The organism is Rhizobium sp. Pop5 (assembly GCF_024721175.1).
GTDB lineage: Bacteria > Pseudomonadota > Alphaproteobacteria > Rhizobiales > Rhizobiaceae > Rhizobium.
The window spans coordinates 2,256,620-2,270,722 of sequence record NZ_CP099399.1 but is presented as its reverse complement, the minus strand read 5'-3'; the positions used below and the strand labels follow the sequence as shown (position 1 = coordinate 2,270,722).

14 protein-coding genes are annotated in these 14,103 nt (G+C 64.1%); 9 read left to right on the top strand and 5 right to left on the bottom strand.

The window, feature by feature from the left end:
- The first annotated feature begins 44 nt into the window (after window positions 1-44).
- The 3 genes from NE852_RS13515 to NE852_RS13505 are packed head-to-tail and all read left to right on the top strand — an operon-like array spanning window position 45 to window position 2,859.
- Window positions 45-1,061: an ABC transporter substrate-binding protein gene (locus NE852_RS13515; protein WP_037174742.1), complete on the top strand. Its 1,017-nt coding sequence runs from the start codon at window positions 45-47 to the stop codon at window positions 1,059-1,061.
- Window positions 1,058-2,098: an iron ABC transporter permease gene (locus NE852_RS13510; protein ID WP_258155668.1), complete on the top strand. Its 1,041-nt coding sequence runs from the start codon at window positions 1,058-1,060 to the stop codon at window positions 2,096-2,098. Before NE852_RS13515 ends, NE852_RS13510 begins: the two co-directional genes overlap by 4 nt.
- Complete coding sequence (locus NE852_RS13505) at window positions 2,095-2,859, top strand: ABC transporter ATP-binding protein (protein ID WP_258155667.1); 765 nt, start codon at window positions 2,095-2,097, stop codon at window positions 2,857-2,859. The genes NE852_RS13510 and NE852_RS13505 overlap by 4 nt, the downstream gene beginning before the upstream one ends.
- A 54-nt stretch (window positions 2,860-2,913) precedes the next feature.
- On the opposite strand, the gene NE852_RS13500 is transcribed toward NE852_RS13505, so the two are convergent.
- The gene (locus NE852_RS13500) at window positions 2,914-4,683 is read right to left on the bottom strand and encodes a PAS domain-containing methyl-accepting chemotaxis protein (RefSeq protein ID WP_008533830.1); all 1,770 of its coding nucleotides are present in this window, start codon (window positions 4,681-4,683) and stop codon (window positions 2,914-2,916) included.
- 415 nt (window positions 4,684-5,098) lie between these two features.
- Between NE852_RS13500 and NE852_RS13495 the strand changes: the two genes are divergently transcribed.
- Complete coding sequence (locus NE852_RS13495) at window positions 5,099-5,665, top strand: hypothetical protein (protein ID WP_037174747.1); 567 nt, start codon at window positions 5,099-5,101, stop codon at window positions 5,663-5,665.
- Between the two features lie 21 nt (window positions 5,666-5,686).
- Here the strand turns inward: NE852_RS13495 and NE852_RS13490 are convergent, their stop codons facing one another.
- The 4 genes from NE852_RS13490 to NE852_RS13475 all read right to left on the bottom strand — a co-directional run bounded on the left by NE852_RS13490 (window position 5,687) and on the right by NE852_RS13475 (window position 7,633).
- On the bottom strand, window positions 5,687-6,130 hold the full coding sequence (locus tag NE852_RS13490) for a hypothetical protein (protein WP_008533832.1): 444 nt from the start codon (window positions 6,128-6,130) through the stop codon (window positions 5,687-5,689).
- A gap of 93 nt (window positions 6,131-6,223) precedes the next feature.
- Window positions 6,224-6,472, bottom strand: coding sequence for a hypothetical protein (locus NE852_RS13485; protein WP_008533834.1), 249 nt, complete (start codon window positions 6,470-6,472; stop codon window positions 6,224-6,226).
- 3 nt (window positions 6,473-6,475) lie between these two features.
- Window positions 6,476-6,730 (bottom strand): hypothetical protein, encoded by a 255-nt coding sequence (locus NE852_RS13480; RefSeq protein WP_008533836.1) that lies wholly within the window; start codon window positions 6,728-6,730, stop codon window positions 6,476-6,478.
- Between the two features lie 462 nt (window positions 6,731-7,192).
- Entirely contained in the window at window positions 7,193-7,633 is a 441-nt protein-coding gene (locus NE852_RS13475) for a hypothetical protein (RefSeq protein ID WP_258155666.1), read from the bottom strand.
- A gap of 199 nt (window positions 7,634-7,832) precedes the next feature.
- Here NE852_RS13475 and NE852_RS13470 point away from each other — a divergent pair, with 199 nt between their 5' ends.
- From NE852_RS13470 to NE852_RS13450, 5 genes are all read left to right on the top strand, one after another.
- Window positions 7,833-8,840 carry an AraC family transcriptional regulator gene (locus NE852_RS13470; RefSeq protein ID WP_258155665.1) on the top strand — a complete coding sequence of 336 codons (1,008 nt, stop codon included), beginning with the start codon at window positions 7,833-7,835 and terminating at the stop codon, window positions 8,838-8,840.
- Between the two features lie 269 nt (window positions 8,841-9,109).
- Complete coding sequence (locus tag NE852_RS13465) at window positions 9,110-10,429, top strand: efflux RND transporter periplasmic adaptor subunit (protein WP_008533845.1); 1,320 nt, start codon at window positions 9,110-9,112, stop codon at window positions 10,427-10,429.
- Window positions 10,430-10,520: 91 nt separating this feature from the next.
- Window positions 10,521-11,219 carry an ABC transporter ATP-binding protein gene (locus tag NE852_RS13460; protein WP_008533846.1) on the top strand — a complete coding sequence of 233 codons (699 nt, stop codon included), beginning with the start codon at window positions 10,521-10,523 and terminating at the stop codon, window positions 11,217-11,219.
- A complete protein-coding gene (locus NE852_RS13455; RefSeq protein WP_008533847.1) occupies window positions 11,216-12,355 on the top strand; it encodes an FtsX-like permease family protein in 1,140 nt (379 codons plus the stop codon). The genes NE852_RS13460 and NE852_RS13455 overlap by 4 nt, the downstream gene beginning before the upstream one ends.
- Before the next feature lie 4 nt (window positions 12,356-12,359).
- Complete coding sequence (locus NE852_RS13450; RefSeq protein WP_258155664.1) at window positions 12,360-13,559, top strand: FtsX-like permease family protein; 1,200 nt, start codon at window positions 12,360-12,362, stop codon at window positions 13,557-13,559.
- Window positions 13,560-14,103: the final 544 nt, after the last annotated feature.

Genomic DNA, 14,103 nt, shown 5'->3' with positions numbered 1-14,103 from the left:
CGCGCGGCGAAGCCATGCTCCTTTCCCTTTCAATCGAGGTTTTCATGCGCCAGTTTCTCGCCACCATGACATTCGCCTTCGGGCTGATCGGCCTTGCGGCACCGGGCCTTACCGCCACCCAATATCCGCTCACCGTCAGCAATTGCGGTAAGGAGGTGACCTTCCGCAAAGCGCCGACGAAGATCGTTTCGATCGGCCAGGGCATGACCGAAATTCTCTTTTCGCTAGGCCTTGCCGACAGGATCGTCGGCACGGCTGTTTGGGTCGGTCCCGTGCTGCCGCAATATGCCGATGCCAACAGTCGGATCAAACGACTTGCCGACAACGATCCAAGCTTCGAATCCGTTGTCGGGCAGGAGCCGGACATGGTGGCTGCCGAGTTCGAATGGCATGTCGGCGCGCAGGGCTCCGTCGGCAAGCGGGACCAGTTCGGGGACCTCGGGATCAACACCTATCTTTCGCCGGCCGATTGCGTTGCCAAGGTCAACACCGATGGCGGCGACGGCGTGCGCAAGGAGCTGTTCACGATGGAGCTGGTCTACCGTGAGATCGCCGAGCTCTCGGAAATCTTCGACGTGAGGGAGCATGGCGATGCGCTGATCGAGGAGTTGAAGAAGCGCGAAGCCGATGCCGTCACCTCCATATCGAATGCATCGGGCAAGAACCTGCCGGTCGTCTTCTGGTTCTCCAGCAAGGAGGTCAACGGTGATGCCTTCATCGCCGGCAAGAACGGCGCGCCGGCCTACATCCTGAAGACGATCGGCGCCCGCAACGTCGTCACCACCCAGGAGGAATGGCCGCTGGTGGGCTGGGAAACCATCGCCGAGGCGAACCCCGCCGTCATCGTAGTCGCGACCATGGATCGGCGCCGCTATGCGGCCGACGATCCCAAGGTGAAGATCGATTTCCTTGAGCACGATCCGGTGACCAGGGAACTGGATGCGGTGAAAAACAGGCATTTCGTGATGATGGACGCGCAATCGATGAACCCGACGATCCGCACGATCGACGGCATCGAAACATTGGCGAACGGCATCAAGTCCTTCGGCCTCTCGCAGTGAGAGCAGCATCGTTCAGGCAACAGGGATGGTGGGCGCTTGCCGCGCTCACCATCGCAGCCCTTCTTCTTCTCGGGCTGATGATCAGCCTTGCCGTTTCCATCGGAGAGATCTCGATACCGCTGGCGACGACGGCGGAGGCGGTCTCGAACCGCCTGTTCGGCACGGAATTCGTGCTCAGTCGTATCCACCAGGGCATCGTCTGGGATTATCGTCTCAGCCGGGCGCTGGTTGCCGCCAGCGCCGGTGCGTCGCTTTCGCTCTCGGGCGCGATCCTGCAGGCGCTGCTGCGTAATCCGCTGGCCGAGCCCTATGTGCTCGGCATCTCCGCTGGCGCTTCGACGGGGGCGGTCTGCGTGATGATTCTCGGCTTCGGCTACGGCGTTCTCGGTCTGTCGGGCGGCGCCTTCGTCGGCGCGGTCGTCGCGTTCCTTCTGGTCGGCTTTTTGGCGACAGGAGCAGGAGGCACCGGCGAACGCATCATCCTCTGCGGGGTCGCCGGTTCGCAGCTCTTCAATGCGCTCACCTCCTATATCGTGACGACCTCGGCCAATGCCGAGCAGGCGCGCGGCGTTCTGTTTTGGCTGCTGGGTTCGCTCAGCGGCGTGCGGTGGCCGGATGTCTATCTCGCGGTGCCGATCGCATTTGCCGGCTTTTTCATCTGCATGGCCCATGTGCGGGCGCTCGACGCCTTCGCCTTCGGCACGGACGCAGCCGCCTCGCTCGGCATTGCCGTGCGCCGCGTCCAGATCATGCTTTTCGGCCTGACTGCGGCGATGACGGCGAGTGTTGTCAGCATGGTAGGCTCGATCGGTTTCGTCGGTCTGGTCATACCCCATGCCGCCCGCTTTCTCGTTGGGCCAGGGCATCGGCAGCTGTTGCCGGCAACGGCACTCGGCGGTGCGATCTATATGGTCGGTGCCGATATCGTTTCGCGCATCCTTATACCGCAGCAGATCCTGCCGGTCGGCGTCGTCACGGCGCTCTTCGGTGCGCCGGCCTTCGCCATCATCCTTTATCGCGTGCGGAGAAGCGCATGAGCATCAAGATCGAAGCGGTGAGTTTTGCCGCCGGCGACACCGTCATCGTTAACGGCGTCAGCCTCACGGTGGAAAGAGGCAAGGTGCTCGGCCTGCTCGGGCCGAACGGGTCCGGCAAATCGAGTCTCCTGAGGTTGATCTGCCGGCTGCGCAAGGTCCGTAGCGGTATCATCCGTCTCGGCGAGGACGATATCGCCTCGCTGTCGCGCGTCGCGCTTGCGCGCCGTATCGCCTTCGTCGAGCAGCAGTCGACGACCGATACGCAACTGACCGTGCGCGATGTGGTGCAGCTCGGCCGCACGCCGCATCGCGGGCTGCTCATGCCCTGGGGTGAGCAAGACGATGCCGCCGTCGAGGAGGCCCTGTCGCGGGTGGACATGCGGGAGAGGGCGGGCCAGCTCTGGCAGACGCTGTCGGGGGGCGAGCGCCAGCGCGTGCACATTGCAAGATCGCTGGCGCAGTCGCCGAGCGAACTGCTGCTTGATGAGCCGACCAACCATCTCGATATCCAGCACCAGCTCGACATCCTCTCGCTGATCGCCAGGCTCGGTATCACCTCGGTCGTCGCGCTGCACGATCTCAACCTGGCGGCGATGTTCTGCGACAAGCTGGTGGTACTGCGCAAGGGTGAGGTCGTGGCCTCAGGCACGCCGGAGGACGTGCTGACGGAAGAGCTGATCGGTCGGGTGTTCGGTGTTCGTGCCCATGTGCAGAAATCGGCCGTGCACGGCCGGCATCATATCCAATATCTGATGGACTGAGGATGGCGGCAGGCGCAGATGCCGCGCCTGAGCCTCCGGCACCGCTTCGGGCAATCAAAAATCCTGCCAGCCTTCCGCCACGGCGGCCGAGCCGTGGGATCTTGCCGGGCGGGGCCGCTGGAACGGCTTCGGCGAGGCCGACTTGATGTCGGAAAGGGCCGAGACATTGGTCCCTCTCGGCGCGTCGTCGAAGCGGAAATGGCTGAGGAGTTCGAAAAGGGCTGAGGCCTCGCGGGCGAGGCTGTGGCTGGCGGCGGTCTGTTCCTCGACCATGGCGGCGTTCTGCTGCGTGCTCTGGTCGACGGTGTTGACGGCACGGTTGACTTCGGCGAGCGCGGTGGACTGTTCGCGCGAGGCTTTGACGATCGCGACGACATTGCCGTTGATATCGTGAACCTGCGTGGCGATTTCCTCGAGCGCGCTGCCGGCCTTGCTGACCAGCGTCACGCCGGTGGCGACATGGCCGCTGGAGGCGGTGATCAGCGTCTTGATCTCCTTGGCGGCGCTGGCGGAGCGCTGCGCCAGCTCGCGCACCTCCATGGCGACGACCGCAAAGCCCTTGCCGGCTTCGCCGGCGCGGGCCGCCTCGATGCCGGCATTCAGCGCCAAGAGGTTGGTCTGGAAGGCGATCTCGTCGATGACGCCAATGATGTTGGAAATCTCGCGCGACGAATTTTCGATCTGGTCCATGGCTTCGATGGCGTCCTTCACCACCTGGCCCGAATGCTCCGCATGGGCCTTGGTGTGGGTCACCAACTCGCCCGCCTCGCCGGCGCGCTTGCTCGCATCCTTGACGGTGGTGGTGATCTCTTCCAGAGCCGCGGCCGTCTGCTCGACGGAAGCGGCCTGCTGTTCGGTTCGTTTGGCCAGATCGTCGGCAGCGCTGCCGATCTCCTCCGAGCTCGAGGAGATCGCCTTGGCATTGTCGGCAACGGTCGCCATCGCATGCTTGAGCTTGTCGGAGGCGCTGTTGAAATCGGTGCGCAGGCGCTCCAGCGACGGAATGAAGGGTGATGCGATCGTCTGCGAGAGATCGCCGTTCGACAGATTCGTCAAGCAGGCGGCGAGCTGTTCGACGTTTTCGACGCGCGGCGTCACGTCGGTCGCGAATTTGACGACCTTGAAGACCTTTCCGTTCATGTCGAAGATCGGATTGTAGGAGGCCTGGATGAAAACCTTGCGGCCGCCTTTGCCGATGCGCATGAATTCGTCGGCGGCGAGCTTGCCGGCGGCAAGGCTCGGCCAGAATGCCTTGTATTCCTGCGATGCGGCATAGGCCGGTTCGCAGAACATCGAATGATGCCGGCCCTTGATCTCCGAAAGCGAGTAGCCGAGCGCATTCAGGAAATTCTCGTTGGCGGCGAGGATCTCGCCCTCCGGCGTGAACTCGATGATCGCCTGGGCGCGCGAGAGCGCATCGAGCTTGCCCGAGTCTTCGGCCGCGATCAGCTTCTGGCTGGTGATGTCGGTGGCGATCTTGATCACCTTGACCGGCTTGCCGCGGCGGATCACCGGATTGTAGGAAGCCTCGATCCACACTTCGCGCCCGCCCTTGCCGATGCGCTTGTACTGCTGCTGATCGTAGCTGCCGGCGGCGAGCTTGGCCCAGAAGGCCTTGTATTCGGCGGATGATGCGTAAGCCTTCTCGACAAACATGCTGTGGTGCTGGCCGACGATTTCGGAGAGTTCATATCCGAGCGCGCGGCAGAAATTCCCGTTCGCCGTCAAAATCCTGCCCGTGAGATCGAATTCGATCATCGCCTGGGATTTGGAGAGTGAAGCAAGAACGGCAACGGCATTCGCACCACGATCAAGAATATCCACGCTATGCTCCCAGGTTAAGAGGCGCCCCCTCTAAAAACGATAGCGAATATTTGCACTTTCGGATTAATGCGGATTTAACAATAATTTTGACTTTTCGCACAAATGCAGGCAGGAGCATCTTTCGTTTTCGCGGAGTTTTGACTGTGACTTATCTATTTGTTTTTGAATAATTAATGTGATTTGGTTGTTGCGCGTTTTTGCTTACTTCACTTCTAGTGGTAATTGCCCGAAAATATGTAGCCGGCTTCCATTCTGCGGGAGGCGTGGCGCTGAAATCCTGATGGTTTTTCACTGGTTTATCGCGACGCGCCGGCATTTTCGGTTCTCTGGCAGCAGGGGGAGCTTGCTGGCATTTTCGCGTGATTTTGCTATTATTTTTTAGGGGCGCATGCGCCCGGCCGAATGGAGTTTTTCGATGCTCGAACGAAATCAGCTTCCCCTGCGCCCTGCCGCGCCCGGTTTCGCCGCCGCCTGGGTGGTTTTCATCGCGGGCGCCAGCGTGGCGCTCAGCCTGCTTTTTGCCTGCGTCACGCCTTTCGTGGCGCTGGCGGCGGTTTCGGCGGTCGTGCTTCCCCGGCGGATGGCGGCGACGGCGGTTCTGCTGGCCTGGCTCGCCAACCAGATGGTCGGATATTTCGTGCTCGGCTATCCCCAGGATTGGGACAGCTATGCCTGGGGGCTTGCGATCGGCATCGCCGCATTCGCCTCGCTCGCTGCGGCCCTCGCGGTGCTGCGCCTCTCCGCCGATCTGCCGGTGACGCTCGCCGGCGCCTTCCTCGCCGGCTTCGTCAGCTATGAAGGCGTGCTCTTTGCCGCAACGTCAGTGCTGCCATCGGGCGAGGGCGCATTTTCGCCGTCCGTCGTGGCCGGGGTTCTGCTGGTCAACGCACTCGCGGCTATCGGGCTTCTCGGCCTGCATGCCGCTGCGGCGGCCGGTCGTGGGTTGGTTGCGGGCGATCGGGTATTGCCGCTGGCGAGATAAAGACGATTTGTCGCCGCCGATCTACCAGAATTTCCACCATGGACGTTTCTGATCTGCCGGCATAGAGGGGGTGGGTTCTGTCGTAACGGTCGGCTCCGCGATGGTCTCGCCGTCCTGATCGTAACATTCTCCTTCGTCTCCCTGCACCTTGGCATCAAACGCCTGCGCAATGAGCCACATTTTCCGGCGCGTTTCCTGATCGGGATTCTTGGCGACGATGTTGCCTTTGCTCCAGGTCAGCCATGCCGTGCCTTGCCGATTTTCCCCGCCGGAATAAGCTTTCCACATGCAGATCCCAGCCCGCTCCACGCGCACGACATTTCCGTCGCCGGCACGCGTCTCGGCATACCCCTCGTGCTGCATTTCGGGGTCGCCAGCCGCATAGTCCAGCCAATCGTGGAGGGTGATCGCCGGAGACGGATCGAACCAATTTGTCTTGCGGGTGATGTGAAGATCGTAACCCATGAGATGATCTGCCGAGCCATTGCGAAGTCAGTCGAGGACCGAGTTTTAATCAATGTGGATATCGATAGGCAACGGCTGAAGCGTCGGGCGCGCTCAGCCTGCTTCCCAGAGGTCGTGGGTTTCCTCGATATGGCGCTCGATCAGGTGGTATTCGGCATCGGTCAAGTCGAGCGGCGCGCCGTCGAGGAAGGCGGTGAGGTGCTCGACCTCGCCGCCGGAGGGTGGGGCGCAGAATTCGGGGCGCGCGTGGCGATTGCCGGGATGGTAGGGGGTGAGAGAATATTCGATCAGGAGCTCGATCTCTTCGTCGCCGCGCGTCAGCGTGAAAGTGATTTCGAACATGGGCTAGAAGCCGAGGGCTTCGATGCCTGCGGCAAGTTCGGCCTCGAGTTCCTCATCGTCGTCAAGCGGCCGGTTGAACTCCTCGTTCATGACGGCGGCGATGCGATCCAGCCCCCGGCGGCGCCCGGCCGGCGCGAAGATGACGACCATGACACCGTCGGCCTCCATGTCGAGCGACAAATAGCCCTTGCCGCTGCCGCCGGAGACGCTGGCCTTGAAGGCGGTGTTATCGGTGAAAAGCGAGACCTGTCCGCGCATTGTGGGGCTCCCCGGTGTTGAGGGTGGTGTTGATGACAGGATTTTGTCGTCTCGATAGTTGTGATGTTATAATCGCAACGTATGGATGGAGAATTCACCTGCCTTGAGGTTGCCGCGGAGAGGTCGTCTCTGTGTCGTTTGGGGAAGGATAGCTCGTTGTGCTGTTTGCTTGCCCTTCGCTTGCGCTGAGCGCGAAGCGGGAGACAATGGAGGACGTGCCGTGTGGCCCCCTCATCTGCCTGCCGGCATCTTCTCCCCGCTGGGGAGAAGGGGGTAAGCCGCACGGCCTTCATTCCCGAGCTGAGGTTACAAGGGAGGCGAGCGGCCGCCGCGATTCCGCTTCTCCCCTCGGGGAGAAGATGCCGGCAGGCAGATGAGGGGGCTACACGGCACACCTTCAATTGCCGTTCGCTTTATCAGGTGCGAGCGACGAACGCCCGCGAAAGGCAGTCACAGCTGCTCTCAGCCCCTCCTCCTATTGCGCGTCGTCGGCCGCTGCGCCAGGCCGGCGGCGCGGATTTCGGCGATGCTGACGGGGGCGTCGTCGAGGTAATATTCGCTGGCCCAGGCGATCCTGCCGTTGCGCCACGGGCGCCGCCAGGTCACTGCCTTCAGCCGGCCGATCGGCGTATCGATGCCGGCGACGGCATCGCATTCCGGCCCGAGGCTGCCGGCGGCATATTGGCTGTTCCAGGCGGCGCGAGCGCTCCTCTGCGCCGTCTCCAGGTAATCGACGCGCTCCAGTTCGGCTACCTCGGGCGAACGGTCGGGGCGCAAGGCCTTGATGGCGGCGATGATCCGGAAGGCCTGCTCGCCCGGGGGCTCATCGCCGATCGCCTCATCGACGGCACGGAGCGCTTCCGTGACGGCGGCATCGCGGGCGAGGGCGGTGGTGAGGTTCATGGTGTTGCCCGTTGTCTTGTGTTGCGTAAATCACATTTATATCACGAAGGAGGAGATTGCAACCAGCCGCAGGAGAAGAGGCGGCAGCCCTGCGCCGAAAAATCCCTGCCGAAAACACGTTCTAAAACATGATGGAGGTCGCGCCCGCCTGCGATCTCGGCGATGATCGAAGCGTTCGCCATTCCGATCTCAGAGCCCCATGATCTTCATTCCGCTTCCCCTGGTCATCGCCCTCCTGCTCATGATCCTTTTCGTCGCCGTTCTCAGGCGCGACGAGGAGGCGGCGCCGAACCGGCCGTTTCTGGCGCTCATCCTGCTTTCGGCGCTGCAATCCGTTCTCGTCAGCCTGCGCTGGGGTTACGGGGTGCAGGCCGTCGGCATGGTCGCGCCCGTCATTGCGGCGATCGTGCCGCCGCTTGCCTATGCCGGGGTTTCCAGGCTGGTGAAGACGAGCCGGCGGCCGCTTGCGGCCCGGATTGCGCTGCATGCCATGCCCGCCGTCCTCATCCTGCTGCTCGTGGCGTTCTGGCGGGACGCGGTCGACATTGCGCTGGTGCTCGTCTTCGTCGGCTATACCGGCGCCATCCTGCTTCTGATGCGTCCTGGCGCCGACGCGCTGCGGCTTGCGCCCTTCGAAGGGGCGGTGCCCGCCTATCGGGCGATCATCTTCACGGCCGCCGCACTGTGTCTGTCGGCCGCCTTCGATACCTTCGTCTTTCTCGATTTCATCTCGGCGCACAACGACCGCGCCCTGATGCTGATCAGCACCGGAAATCTCGTCGGCCTCATCATCCTCGGCATTGCGGCCGCCGCCGCCAGCCGAAGCCGGCCGCCGGCCGAGACGCCGGAGACCGCGCCGCGCCCCGAAACGAGCGAGGACAAGGAGACGATCGCCACGATCGACGCGCTGATGGAGACGCGGAAGCTCTATCGCGACGCCAATCTCAATCTCGACCGGCTCGCCCGCAAAGCCGGCATCCCCGCCCGCCAGATCTCCGCGGCGATCAACCGGGCGATGGACAGGAACGTCTCGCAATATGTGAACGACTACAGGATCGGCGAAGCCTGCCGGCTGCTTTCCGGCACGGAGAAATCGGTGACCGAGGTAATGTTCGAGGTCGGCTTCCAGACGAAGTCGAACTTCAATAGGGAATTTCGGCGGGTGACGGACATGACGCCGGTTTCCTGGCGGCAGCGGAAGGGGTGAGGGGTGATGGAAACCCTTGTCCTTCGAGGCTAAGGACTTCGCTATCGATTGTTGTCGGGGCACCCACCTCTCATCTCTCACTCCTGCGAGCGCAGGAGAGGGCGTGCCGTGTGGCACCCCCCTCTGGCCTGCCGGCCATCTCCCCCACAAGGGTGGAGATCGGCAAGAGGTTGGACCATCGCTCCCTCTCTGACGGCATCGACAATCACAGTGCCTGAGTTGTTTGGGGAAGCCGTCGCGCCCAGCCGATCTCCCCACCTGTGGGGGAGATGCCCGGCAGGGCAGAGGGGGGTGTCAAGCACACCGGCGGAAAATCCAGCCGGGGCGAGTCCGCCACTCCGTCCTCAATCGCGATCGAGGACCGCCTGAAACATGTTCGAGGTCGCGATTTTCCGGGCGGCGGCCATGCTGGCGGCATGAACACGACATCGGAACATGAACGAGACATTGCCGCCAAGCTGAGATCGCTTTCGATCGAGCCCGCGGCTTTCAAGAGGAAGCCGCCGGAGCGCAGAGCCCGGCGGTGGGGGAGGCCTCAGATGCTGGCGCTTGCGGCGGCGGCCTCGGTGGCGGTTGCCCTTGTTTATTGGGCTGACATGCCGGCGCGGATCGAGGCGGCGTTTGCAAGGCTTGTGGGCGATGATGCTGCGATATCGGCGGGTGAGGCGGCGACAGCCGGAGGGGCTTTGCCGGACGACGGGGCGGCGGCTGCGTCCACCCGGAGCACGACTCCATTGATCCCAGGCGCGGCCGCGCCGAGCCGGGAGATCACCGGTTCCGGTTATGTCGTCGCGCCTGGTATCGCGACCGTCTTTTCCAAATATGAGGGGCGGATCGTCGGCGTCGAGGTCGAGGCCGGCGATCGGGTCGTGGCCGGGCAGGTGCTGGTGCGGCTCGATGATGCCGGGGCGCGTTTTGCGCGTCGCGGCGCGGAGATATCGGGGCGGGCGGCGGCGCTGGCGCTGGAGGCGAGGGAGATTGCGCTTGCTCAGGCGCGGTCATCGCGAGAGCGGGCCGAGCGCTTGGCCGGGCGCGACGCCATGCCGGCCGAGGCGCTGGAAGCGGCGAAGACGGCCTTCGATGCTGCCGACAACGCGGCGGAGCAGGCAAGGCAGGATTTGGAAAAGGCGCGGCTCGATATCGACAAAGCGCGTGAGCGGGTCGAGGCGCTGACCGTGCGGGCGCCGATCTCCGGCACGGTCACGCGGCTCGACGCGCATGCCGGCGACACGGTGCTTTCGCGTGAGGACAGCGTGCGGGAGAATGAGAGCCTGCTCGTCATTGCCGATATGGCGGGCCTGGTGATCGATGCGGATGTGGCGGAGGCCAACATGGCGCTGCTGCGGCCGGGCCTCGAAGGCGAGGCGGTTCTCGACGGTTTTCCCGAGAGGCCTTTCGCGGTGGAGGTGGCGAAGATCGCGCCTGTTATCTCAAGGGAGAAGGGGACGGTGACGCTGCGCCTGAGGCTCACTTTGCCGCCTTCCGGCATGCGGCCTGCGATGGCGGCGCGGATTCGGTTGGTGGTGGGGGAGGATCACCCGCCGGCGTCTTTCGAGGCTCCGGCCGTTGGCCTCCGTACCTCAGGATAATCTGCGAGGCGACCCTTCGGATGCCCGCTGGGGAGAAGGGGAGGCAGGCGCCGACCCAAGCGTCAATAACCAACCATCAAGGAGCAGAGCGATGACCGATACCACAGAACCCTACATCGCCCTTGCGGGCGTCAAGAAGTCCTTCAGCATCGGCGGGGAGACCATACCGATCTTTTCGGGGCTCGATCTTTCCATTCCGCGCGGGGATTTCGTGGCGGTCATGGGGCCGTCGGGATCGGGGAAATCGACGCTGCTCAATATGCTGGGCGGCATCGACAGGCCGGATGCGGGGCAGATCCGGATCGGGCGCAGTCATCTCGAGCAGATGGGCGAGGCGGCGAGGGCGGCCTGGCGGGCGCATAGCATGGGGATCGTCTTCCAGTTCTACAATCTGCTGCCGATGCTGAATGCGGCTGAGAATATCGAGCTGCCGCTGCTCCTGAAGCCGCTTGGGCGCAAGGAGAGGCTGGCGCGGGTCGACACGGTCATGGAGCTCGTCGGGCTTGCCGGGCGGCAGCGGCAGTTTCCGTCCAACATGTCGGGCGGGCAGCAGCAGCGCGTCGGCATTGCCCGCGCCATCGTCGCCGATCCCGACCTCATTCTCTGCGACGAGCCGACCGGCGATCTCGACCGGAAGTCGGCTAACGATATTCTCGACATGCTTGATTTCCTCAACCGGGAGCTCGGCAAGACCGTCATCATGGTCACGCATGATCCGGAAGCGGCAGCCTTTGCCCGGCGCACGCTCACTCTCAACAAGGGCGAATTCACCGAAGGGGCCGGCCGATGAGTTTTTTCGAGCTCATGCGCCGCAATGCCTGGCGCAAGCGGCTGCGCGCCGTGCTGCTGATGTTTTCGGTCGGCGTCGCCTTTCTGATCTACGGGCTGACGGCGAGCTTCATGGCCGGCAGCCAAGGGGCGGCGGGCGCAAGCGACAGCTTGCTCGGCGTCTTCAACAGAGCGGGCCGGGGGCTGCCGCTGCCGCTTGCCTATCTCAGCCGGATCGCCGCCGAGGGCGATGTCGCCGCTGTCGCCTATACCACGCGCATGCGCGGCTTCGTCGAGACCGAGAAGAATGTGGTTGCCGTCAGCGCCACCGATCCCGGGATGATTGCCGCCGCCAATGGCGAGGCGCTGGGGCTGACGCCGGAGCTGATCGCGGCGCTCGAAGAGGGCGGCGACCGGGTGCTGGTCGGCCGGGCGTTGGCGCAGGCGCAGGGCTGGGCGGTGGGCCAGCGTATCGCCGTCGCCAGCCAGCTGATGAAGGCGGACGGCAGCCGGACCTGGAGCTTCACGATCGCCGGGATTTTCGAAGGCGCCGATGCCGGCACCGATACCTATTTCATGATTGGGCGGTACGATGCGATCAATGCCGCGCGCGCCCGCGACAAGGATACGGTCGATGCCTTCGTGGTGCGCCCGCGTGACGGTGTCTCATCGGGCGAACTCGCGGCGCGGATCGATGCGCTGTTTGCCAATTCGGCTGCGCAGACCCGGACGCAATCGGAAAAGCAGTTCCTCGAAGCTTTTCTCCGGCAATATGCCGATGTCGGCCTGATCGTCGGCCTCGTCGTTGCCGCCGCCTTCGTGACCATCCTGATGATATCGGTGAACACAATGCTGTTTGCCGTGAGGGAGCGCCGCTTCGAAATCGGCGTCATGAAGGTGCTTGGCTTTAGCAGCGGGAGGATCGTGGCGCTCATCCTCGGCGAGACGCTGTTCATCTTCGCCGTCGGCGGCGCGGGCGGGCTCATCCTCGCCAAGCTTGCGACGCTGCTGATCGGGCCGGAGTTCGGCCTCGTCTTCGGCGCGGCCGTGCTCGTGAAATCCGCCGCCATCATCGGCGGGCTCGGGCTGCTGACGGGGCTTCTGCCCGCTTTCACAGCCATGCGCCTGCCCATCGTCCATGCTTTCAGAGCGAGATAATCCAATGTCATCAGTGCTCAAGCAGAGTTTTCTCATGATCAGAGTCAATCTTGGCAGCCTGCCGCGGCGGCTTTGGATCTCGCTGTCGATGGCGCTCTCCGTCGCCCTCGTCGTAGCGGTTCTTACGGGCTTTCTCGCCATGGCACGCGGCTTCGAGGCAGCGCTCGCCGGAGCCGGCTCTCCCGATATCGCGGTCATTCTCGGCGGCGGCACCAGCCAGGAGACCGGCTCGGATGTGCCTGCCGAGGCGATCCGCAGCCTGGCTGCCATGAGCGGCGAGACGGGGGTTGCGCATGATGGGGCAGGCGGGCTGGCGCTGTCGCGCGAGATCGTCGTACCCGTCGATATAAGAGGAGGCGACGGCGCCGATCAGACGCTGTCGCTGAGGGGCATGGACCCGGCCGGGCCTGGCCTGCGCGCACGCGCGGTCATTTCCGAAGGGCGGCTCTTTGCACCTGGCGCGCGCGAGATCGTCGTCGGCGCCCGCATCGCTGACGCTTTCCCGGGCTTTGCGGTCGGCGAGAAAGTGCGGCTCGGCGCGGTCGACTGGCTGGTCGCCGGGCATTTCACCTCGGGCGGCAGCGCCTTCGAATCCGAGATCTGGGCCGATCTCGAAGCCGTGCAATCGGCCTTCGACCGGCAGGGACAGATGCAGAGCCTGCGGGTGCGGCTCGATGGTGCTGGCGGACTGGCGGCGCTTCGCGTGCGTCTTTCCGGCCTCACCGGTCCGCCGCTCACGGCTGTCTCCGAGGCTGATCTCTATGCGGCGCAGGCCGAGCGCACCGAGAGCCTGATCCGCCTGTTCGGCTGGCCGATCGCACTTCTGATGGCCGTGGGTGCCACGGCCGGCGCGCTGAATACGATGATGAGTTCGGTCTCCGACCGCGCTGTGGAGATCGCCACGCTCAGGCTCCTGGGCTTTGCGCGTCTGCCCGCCTTTGCTGCGACCTGGGTGGAGGCGGTGCTCTTGTCGGCGGCGGGCGCGGCTCTCGGCGTGGTGGGATCGCACCTGGCTTTCGATGGCTGGCAGGCGAGCACGATGGGGGCGAACAATACGAGGATGGCGTTTCAGCTTGTCGTGACGCCTGATGTGATTTTGACCGCCGGGCTGCTGGGGCTGGCGGTCGGGGTGATCGGCGGCGCCCTGCCGGCGATGGCGGCGGCGCGGCTGCCGCTGAGCGCGGCGTTGCGGGCGAGGGGATAGGGTTCGCGTCTTGGAGAGTGTGGAGGCGATGCCTTTCGCTTGCCGCTCAAGGCGTGCGTCGCTGGCACTCCTCACCCCCCTCATCTGCCCTGACGGGCATCTTCTCCCCGCTGGGGGCGAAGGGGGAGTGCGCCGCACGACGGCCATTTCTGCCGTGGAGGTTTCAAGTGGAGTGAGACGCCGCCACGATTCCCCTTCTCCCCGGCGGGGAGAAGATGCCGGCAGGCAGATGAGGGGGGAGCGACGATAGGAGCGAAGCACAAAGCGTCAGCGAAGTGCCGAATCACCTGCCGTACAACCAGTCGAGGTACGTGCCCCGCCCGGGATTGCTCGATTTATTCGCCTCGGAGTCGATGTTTTCCCGGCCCAAGTTGCAGCTTTCCGGCACCTTACGGACCTCGCCGCCGCTGATTGTGGAAGAATGCCCGTAAACGGCCCACTGCCCCATTGCCAACATCTTCTCGCCTTGTTGCCATGGCCGGTTGCCCGCGCCGCCGATCGGCCGACCCGGTCGATTCCCGTGGCGACGTAGCGATCCGACGAA